Annotated in this window: 3 protein-coding genes; all 3 read left to right on the top strand. The window is 35.5% G+C overall.

Features of this window, described 5'->3' with window-relative positions:
* The first annotated feature begins 12 nt into the window (after window positions 1-12).
* Window positions 13-1539: a hypothetical protein gene (locus tag WFZ85_RS12890; protein ID WP_342696710.1), complete on the top strand. Its 1527-nt coding sequence runs from the start codon at window positions 13-15 to the stop codon at window positions 1537-1539.
* Between the two features lie 73 nt (window positions 1540-1612).
* Window positions 1613-5287 carry a phosphoribosylformylglycinamidine synthase gene (purL, locus tag WFZ85_RS12895; protein WP_342696711.1) on the top strand — a complete coding sequence of 1225 codons (3675 nt, stop codon included), beginning with the start codon at window positions 1613-1615 and terminating at the stop codon, window positions 5285-5287.
* Window positions 5288-5411: 124 nt separating this feature from the next.
* Window positions 5412-5837 carry a hypothetical protein gene (locus tag WFZ85_RS12900; RefSeq protein ID WP_342696712.1) on the top strand — a complete coding sequence of 142 codons (426 nt, stop codon included), beginning with the start codon at window positions 5412-5414 and terminating at the stop codon, window positions 5835-5837.
* Window positions 5838-6574: the final 737 nt, after the last annotated feature.

Raw genomic sequence — 6574 nt, forward strand, 5'->3', positions numbered from 1 at the left:
TTAAAACTACCAATGCGTCAACTTATTATACTTCTTTTTATTGGGCTTGCCATTACCGTTAGTTCCTGTCGTGAAGATTTTGTCTTTGAACCCAGTACAGGCGATTTAGCTTTCTCCCGCGATACAGTTTATTTAGACACGGTGTTTACCAACATTGGCTCTAGTACTTATACTTTAAAAGTTTATAATAAAAGCAGTAAGGACATCAAAATCCCAACTATTCAATTGGGCAAAGGGTTGAATTCTAAATACAGAATGACTGTTGATGGAATGATTGGCGAAAACAATAGAATTTTTCGAGATGTAGAATTATTAGCCAAAGATAGCATGTTTATTTTTATAGAGGTCACGTCAGATGTAGCTGATGCTAATCCAACTGATTTCCTTTATACAGACCAAATCCAATTTGACAGTGGTGCCAATTTACAACAAGTAGAATTGGTAACGCTCATTCAGGATGCCTACTTCATCTTTCCAAATAGAGAAAATGGAATTTATGATACTATTCCTATTGGTTTTGACGAAGATAACAACGTGGTGGAAACACGCGGTCGGAACTTATCTAATAATCATCCTGATAACGGTGACGAATTTAATTTTAATACAGACAAACCCTACGTCGTTTATGGCTATGCTAGTGTGCCCAACGGAGAAACATTAACCATTCCTGGTGGTGCAAGAGTACATTTCCATGCAGAATCCGGAATTGTTGTACAAGCAGGCGCCACACTAAAAGTTGAAGGAGGCATTTCTAGCACTGCAGCGCTTGAAAACGAAGTAATTTTTGAAGGCGATAGATTAGAACCCGGTTTTTCAGATGTGCCTGGACAATGGGGAACCATTTATTTAAGACAAGGAAGCACTAATCACTCCATAAAAAACTTAACCATAAAAAATGCCATAATTGGATTATTAGTTGAAAATAATTTTGGCACTACTATGACGATTGAAAACACCCAAATTTATAACAGTTCCAACGTTGGTTTATTAGCACGAGCTGCAAAAATAGAAGGCAAAAACATGGTTATTAACAACGCGGGTGAAGCCTCGTTGGCATGCACACTCGGCGGAAACTATGAATTCAAACATTGTACATTTAATAATAATTGGCCTAGTTCAAGACAAGTGGCAGTATTGTTAAATAACTATTTTGAGTTAGAAAATGGATCTACTGAAGTTTTTCCATTAAACCAAGCGGATTTTAAGAACTGTATAATTTATGGTAGTAACAACTTTGAGCTTAACATTGATAAAGACGATACTCAAACTTTTAATTTCAATTTTTCAAAGTGTCTAGTAAAATTTGGCACAAGTACTCTCCAACTTTATGCTTTTATTTATGCCGATGAAAATAATATTCGCCGTAACCGAAATCCTAAATTTTTAGATGTTCAAAAAAATAAGTTAAATATCGGAGATGACTCTGCTGCCAAAGGCTTCGGAATAAATATCAATGTACCAAACGATATTTTAGGAAATCCTAGAAGTGGCGTTTTTGATTTGGGTGCTTATAATTCGATTGTTTTTCCGAGTAATTAATATTTAAAAACTAATTTTTGGTTTAATTATTTTACTCTAAATTTGCAACTACAACAACACTAATAAAAATACAATGATTCATTTCTTCGGAAACGAAAGCACTACCGTTTTTGCCGTTCAAACGCAAAACGAACCTTCGGCAGAAACTATCTCAAAATTAAACTGGCTTTTTCAATCTGAACTTGTTTCAGATTCTCGAAATAAACCAAAATCCGTCCTGACGGATTTTTTTATTGGTCCACGAGCTGCTATGGTAACACCTTGGAGCACCAATGCGGTAGAAATTACCCAAAACATGGGAATTGAAGGCATAATTAGAATTGAAGAATTTGAAAAAGTCAATTCAGATTACAATGACTTTGACCCCATGCTTTCACAAAAATATAGCGAGTTAAACCAAGAAATTTTTACCATCAATATCAAACCAAAACCAATTCTTGAAATTGAAGATATTGCAGCATACAACAAGCAAGAAGGATTAGCATTAAGCCAAGAAGAAGTTGACTATTTAAATGGTGTTGCAAATAAAATTGGTCGAAAACTCACCGACTCCGAAGTATTTGGTTTTTCACAAGTAAATTCAGAACATTGTCGTCACAAGATTTTCAATGGTACTTTTGTCATTGATGGAGAAGAAAAGCCAACTTCATTATTCAAACTCATCAAAAAAACTTCGGCCGAAAATCCAAACGATATTGTTTCGGCCTATAAAGATAATGTAGCGTTCATCAAAGGACCAAGAGTAACCCAATTTGCTCCAAAAACCGCTGACAAACCTGATTTCTATCAAACTACAGAATTTGACTCTGTGATATCTTTGAAAGCTGAAACACATAATTTCCCAACAACCGTAGAACCGTTCAATGGTGCAGCAACTGGTTCAGGTGGAGAAATTCGCGACCGTTTAGCTGGTGGACAAGGTTCACTTCCATTAGCAGGAACCGCGGTTTACATGACATCCTATTCTCGATTAAAAGAAAATAGAGATTGGGAAAACGGAATGAAAGAAAGAAATTGGTTGTATCAAACCCCAATGGATATTTTAATAAAAGCTTCCAATGGTGCTTCTGATTTTGGAAATAAATTTGGTCAACCGCTTATCACAGGTTCTATTTTGACCTTCGAACACGAAGAAGAAAATAGAAAATTAGGTTATGACAAAGTTATCATGCAAGCTGGTGGAATTGGTTATGGAAAACTAAACCAATCGATTAAAAAGAAACCAACAGCTGGAGATAAAATTGTGATTTTGGGTGGCGAAAATTACAGAATCGGAATGGGTGGCGCAGCAGTTTCCTCAGCAGATACAGGTGCTTTTGGTTCAGGAATTGAACTCAATGCGATTCAACGTTCCAATCCCGAAATGCAAAAACGTGCGGCTAATGCTATTCGTGGCATGGTAGAAAGCGATGAAAACACTATAATTTCTATTCACGATCATGGTGCTGGTGGTCATTTAAATTGCCTTTCCGAACTCGTGGAAGAATCTGGCGGTTTGATTGATTTAGACAAATTACCAATTGGCGACCCAACACTTTCTGCCAAAGAAATCATTGGCAACGAATCGCAAGAAAGAATGGGATTAGTCATCAGTCAAAAAGATATTGACACCTTACAACGCATTGCCGATAGAGAACGTTCACCAATGTATCAAGTTGGTGAGGTGACAAATAATAACCGTTTTACATTTGAAAGCAAAACTTCTGGTGCTAAACCTATGGATTTCGCCCTAGAAGATATGTTTGGTAGTTCACCAAAAACCATCATGGCTGACAAAACAGTCAATAGAAATTATACAGATTTAGAATATACAGAACAAAATATTCCGAACTACTTAGAACAAGTTTTGCGCCTTGAAGCAGTAGCATGTAAAGACTGGTTAACCAACAAAGTCGACCGTTGCGTGGGTGGAAAAGTAGCCAAACAACAATGCGTTGGACCTTTACAATTGCCTCTAAACAACGTTGGTGTAATGGCTTTGGATTATAATGGAAAAGAAGGAATTGCAACCTCTATTGGGCATTCGCCAATTTCAGGTTTAATTAATCCAACAGCTGGAAGTAGAAATGCCATTGCCGAATCATTATCCAACATTGTTTTTGCACCTTTAAAAGAGAATTTAAAAAGTGTTTCACTTTCAGCAAATTGGATGTGGGCTTGTAAAAATGAAGGAGAAGATGCGCGTTTGTATGAAGCCGTTCAAGCTTGTTCAGATTTTGCTATCGAATTAGGAATTAATATTCCAACCGGAAAAGATTCACTGTCGATGAAACAAAAATATCCAAACGATGAAGTGATTGCACCGGGAACGGTCATTATTTCTGCCGCAGCAAATTGTTCAAGCATTACAAAAGTGGTAGAGCCAGTTTTACAGCATAACGGCGGTTCTATTTATTATATCAATTTGTCGCAAGACGAATTCAAACTAGGCGGAAGTTCATTTGCACAAACGCAAAATAAAATCGGTACCGAAACACCAACCATAAAAGATGCCGCTTTTTTCAAAAGAGCATTTAACACTATTCAAGATTTGATTAAAGACCAACAAATCTTGTCTGGTCACGATATTGGAAGTGGTGGTTTGATTACTACTCTATTGGAAATGTGTTTTGCAGATAATAATTTAGGGGCAAAAATTGATTTCAGTTCATTCCAAGAAAAAGATATCGTGAAAATTCTTTTTGCCGAAAATATTGGATTGGTGTTGCAAGCAAAAGACGATGCAACATTTGAAAAAGCATTACATTCAAATAACATCGAATTCTTTAAAATTGGAAATGCAACTGCTTCGGAAACACTTTCAATTCACAATTCACAATTCACAATTCACCATTACAGAGACATTTGGTTCGAAACATCTTTCCTACTCGATCAAAAACAAACTAAAAACAACAAAGCAAAAGAACGCTTTGAGAATTATAAAACACAAGTTTTAAACTATACTTTTCCAACACATTTTACTGGAATTAAACCTATTAGTAATTCAAATAACCCTCGTCCTAAAGCAGCCATTATTCGCGAAAAAGGAAGCAATTCCGAACGTGAAATGGCAAACGCCATGTTTTTAGCAGGTTTTGATGTAAAAGACGTTCACATGACCGATTTGATTTCGGGACGCGAAACCTTAGAAGACATTCAATTCATTGGAGCTGTGGGAGGATTTTCAAATTCAGATGTCTTAGGTTCAGCCAAAGGTTGGGCTGGAGCTTTCAAATACAACGAAAAAGCAAATACAGCATTGCAAAATTTCTTCAAAAGAAAAGACACACTCTCGGTAGGCATTTGTAACGGTTGTCAATTATTCATGGAACTAGAATTAATAAATCCAGAGCACGAAATCCATGGAAAAATGCACCATAACGATAGCCACAAACACGAAAGCATTTTCACCTCAGTAACCGTTCAAGAAAATCATTCGGTGATGTTGAAAACCCTGGCCGGAACAACATTAGGCGTGTGGGTTTCACATGGCGAAGGAAAATTCAAATTGCCTTATGACGAAAGTCGATACAACATTGTTGCTAAATATGCCTACAAAGAATATCCAGCAAATCCAAACGGTTCCGATTTCAATACAGCGATGATGTGCGACACCACAGGAAGACATTTGGTAATGATGCCTCATATTGAACGGTCTATATTTCCATGGAATTGGGCGAACTATCCAACCGATAAAAAAGACGAAGTTTCCCCGTGGATAGAAGCCTTTGTCAATGCACGTCTATGGATTGAAAACCAAGTTGACTAGCGATAATTTATCTTTAACACAAAGCAATAAATTTGGTAACAAAATAAAAGTAAGTATAAAAATATCTTTATAATCTTTTCATGAGCAGATAAAACAAAATTGCTTTCATTATAAATTCAAGAACATGATATCAAGAAACAAATTTCTTTATCCCTTATTGTTATTCGCAATAAATTTAATTGGGCAAACTACTAAAATCGAAACTAAAAATGGAATTCGATACATTACCACTTCAATTGATTATCCAATAACTGGAACCTACTTATTTAAAGGTGCCGAGCCAGTTATTGAACTAAATGCTGACGGTAGCGGTTTTTACCAAGCACACGAACAGCCCAAAAAACCTATCAATTGGGGAATAGAATGTGATGAAGCAGGAGTCCCAAAATTCATAAAAGGCTTTGATAGTGCCGAGTATAGTTTTTGGTATCAATACACAACAAACTCTGACGATCATGATACTACATGGAAAACAGTAGAGTTTTCAATACATTTCAATACCCTAAAAATGTTTATTCAAGGCGAACGAAGTAAAAATTATACAAAATAAATTACTTACTGCTCTAACTTAAAAAGAAAACGTAAAAAATTATTGAGCAATTAATTACCATTTTCAAAAAACTCCAAATCGTTAGATAAACTTTCGAAGATTATTATTATAATATGTTTCTTGCACCAGTGCTAAGGTGTTTAAAAACAAAAACACTATTCTTTCAAAATAATACTTTTCACTAAAAAAAAGTACGAAAATGCCTCTCTCAAACTGTTAAAGCACAAATTCACATAAAGTTCGTAAAGATAAGACCGTAACCATCATGCATTCAGTCACTTATTTACTTAACAACTTTATTGAAAATATACTTAATTAATTTTTCTTAAAAATTTATATAAACAAAAAGTCCCCATCAACTAAATGATGAGGACTTTCAAAAAAAGGCAGTGACATACTCTCCCACAAAATTGCAGTACTCCCGACACTTCGGGACGCAGTCGGACTTAACTTCTCTGTTCAAAATACATTTAATTAATTTTTCTTAAAAATTTATATAAACAAAAAGTCCCCATCAACTAAATGATGAGGACTTTCAAAAAAAGGCAGTGACATACTCTCCCACAAAATTGCAGTACTCCCGACACTTCGGGACGCAGTCGGACTTAACTTCTCTGTTCAAAATACATTTAATTAATTTTTCTTAAAAATTTATATAAACAAAAAGTCCCCATCAACTAAATGATGAGGACTTTCAAAAAAAGGCAGTGACATACTCTCCCACAAAATTGCAGTAC

Source organism: Flavobacterium aureirubrum, assembly GCF_038739835.1.
In the GTDB taxonomy this organism is placed as follows: domain Bacteria; phylum Bacteroidota; class Bacteroidia; order Flavobacteriales; family Flavobacteriaceae; genus Flavobacterium; species Flavobacterium aureirubrum.